At 64.2% G+C, this 2,670-nt stretch carries 2 protein-coding genes; one reads left to right on the forward strand and one right to left on the reverse strand.

Annotation, left to right across the window (positions count from 1 at the left end; translation table 11 throughout):
- Window positions 1–857: histidinol dehydrogenase (gene hisD, locus EB084_23315; GenBank protein NDD31192.1), on the forward strand; the 857-nt coding region annotated here is incomplete at its 5' end.
- Window positions 858–1,233: 376 nt separating this feature from the next.
- Here hisD and EB084_23320 read toward each other — a convergent pair.
- Entirely contained in the window at window positions 1,234–1,461 is a 228-nt protein-coding gene (locus EB084_23320; protein NDD31193.1) for a hypothetical protein, read from the reverse strand.
- Window positions 1,462–2,670 lie beyond the last annotated feature (1,209 nt).

Consider the following 2,670-nt stretch of genomic DNA (forward strand, 5'->3'; position numbering starts at 1 on the left):
CCTCCTCGGTGATCATGACTGCCGTCACCGCCCGCGCCGCCGGGGTCGAGACCGTATGGGTGGCCTCGCCCCGCCCGGCGCCCATCACCCTGGCCGCGGCGGCCGTGGCGGGGGCCGACGGATTCCTCGCGGTGGGGGGCGCCCACGCGGTGGCCGCGCTGGCCTACGGCGCGGAACCCGTGCCCGCATGCGACGCCGTGGTCGGACCGGGGAACCGCTGGGTGACCGCGGCAAAGCAGTGCGTGGCGGGCGAGGTGGTCATCGACATGCTGGCCGGCCCCTCCGAGCTTGTGGTGCTGGCCGACGCCACCGCCGACCCACGGGTGGTGGCGGCCGACCTGCTCGCCCAGGCAGAGCATGATCCGGATGCGCTCCCCGTTCTGGTGACCACCGACGCGAGGCTGGCTGATGCGGTCGACGACGCGCTGCGATCGCAGCTCGAGACCCTTCCCACCGCCGACACCGCGCGCCCCGCGGTGACCAACGGATTCACCGTGGTGGTGAGCACGGTTGACGATGCCATCACGGTGTGCGATCGCCTCGCGCCCGAGCACCTCGAGGTCATGACCGCCGACGCGGCCGCGGTGGCCCGTCGCCTGCGCTGGTACGGCGGGCTGTTCATCGGCGCCGGCGCAGCCGAGGTGTACGGCGACTACGGCGCAGGCCCCAACCACGTGCTGCCCACCGGCGGCACCGCACGACTGAGCGGCGGCCTGTCGGTGCTCACCTTTCTGCGGGCACGCACCTGGCTCGACCTCGACGACCCCACCGCCCTGGCCGCCGACGCCGCCGCCCTGGCCCGCCTCGAAGGCCTCGAGGGCCACGCACGCTCGGCCGAGGCGCGGAGGTTGCGGTAGGCGCAGGGGGAGCCGCTACCGACAGAGGCCTGCTACGCGTGGAGGTCCCCCGCTCCGCTCCCGCGTGGTGACGAGTCGCTCGCGGGGGACCCCCACGCTCCGCGGGCATTGCGGAGAGCGGGCTTCGGTTTGAGATTGCGCCTTCTGCCCTGTGTTCGGAAGAACGATCGCCGAACGATGCGTGGGAAAGCCTTGGAATGAAGCGGAGTTGACAATGTTCGGCTGTAGGCCCACCCGCACTTTTTGGGGGACCCACGGCAAGCCAGCGAGGTTCCGCTACCGACAGGCGCCTGCTCCGCGGGCGTTGCGTCGAGCGAGCTGCGGTAAAGGCTGAGACTGCAATGGGGGGTGAGGCCGCGGTAGACGCGATGGCCGCCTACTCAGCTCCCTTGGTCCTCATCATCGCGTCATATGCCTGATCAAGCGCTTCTCGCTTGGGAGACCTGCTGCTCGACAAGGCGATGGATTTCGCGAGACGGAGGTATCCGATTGCCATATCGAACGGGCTTACCCCTTTGATGGCCGTCACGTGGGTGCTCACCCATCCTTGCTTCGCAGTCTTGACGTGCCAGACAAACTTCTTGTAGGCGCTTCGCTTGCGCATGACAGCGGTGGTAGCCTCCCTGCTCGTGCTACAAGAGGTGTACTTGAGCAAGAGCTGGGTTCCTTCCAATATCGCAGGATTACTCAAAAAAAACTGACACAATTCCCCATATGCAACAACAAACAACCGATGCATCAGACCTCGGCAGGTGGGAAGGCTGCGTTACTGTTCGGAATGCGGTTTACCGAACGGTGCGTGGGAAAGCCTCGGACTCAAGCGAGATTGGCGTTGTTCGGCTGAAACCCCACCCCAACGGTTGCGGGATCTACGACTGGGTGGCGAGGTACTGCTAAAGAAACGAGGGCGGCTGCGCATGGGGGTCCCCCACGCTCCGCGACAGTTGCGGAGACGAGTCGCCCAGTGTTCGGAAGAACGATCACAGAACGGTGTGTGGGAAAACCTCGGATTGAAGCGAGATCGACGCTGTTCGACTGAAACCTCACCCGAACGATTACGGGACCTACGACTGGATGGCGAGATGCTGCTACCGAAACGAGGTCGGCTACGCGTGGAGGTCCCCCGCTCTGCTCCCGCGTGGTGACGAGTCGCTCGCGGGGGACCCCCACGCTCCGCGACCGTTGCGTCGAGAGGGTTTCGTCGAGCGGGTTGCGTCGAGAGGGTTGAGCTACGCACTCGCGTCGTGCCCAGTGTTCGGAAGAACGATCACCGAACGGTGCGTGGGAAAGCCTCGGATTGAAGCGAAATCGACGCTGTTCGGCTGAAACCTCACCCGAACGGTCTGGGGACTCACGGCGATAGATTCGATCGCCTGAATTGAGCACGACACCTCAATGCGCGCTTGCGTCTGTGCCGCGATCGACGTGAAACTACATTCCCAAAGGCAAGCGAAAACGGGACCGCCAGCTCACGCGACTCGTCGGAAACCATCACGCAAAGACAACGTTCTATAGCTGCAAGCGCATGATGGAATGGCTTGTTCTAAACGGCCATGCTGTAAACAGAACTCAATATCATCAGATGATGCGTAGACTGGTTATCGAGGATCCTCGCCATTTTCCTATAACGAATTACTAACCGTCCAGTAGTAGTCTCGACTGCGGCTCGCAAGTCGTCGCCGACCTAGGTGCCCTCCGCGTCTGCGCTCCTCGACGTACTGCCGAGAGTACGCCTGCGGTGCTCGCTTGTGCGGGCTACCGATCTCGTCTCCTGTTTGCTCACCTCGTATCGTTTCTACTACTGGACGGTTAG

The sequence above is a fragment of the Pseudomonadota bacterium genome (genome assembly GCA_010028905.1).
GTDB lineage: Bacteria > Vulcanimicrobiota > Xenobia > RGZZ01 > RGZZ01 > RGZZ01.

Bases quoted from the DNA above. Each gene is read 5' to 3' on its own strand.
- EB084_23320 (NDD31193.1), bottom strand. From the start codon at position 1,461: ATGCGCAAGCGAAGCGCCTACAAGAAGTTTGTCTGGCACGTCAAGACT.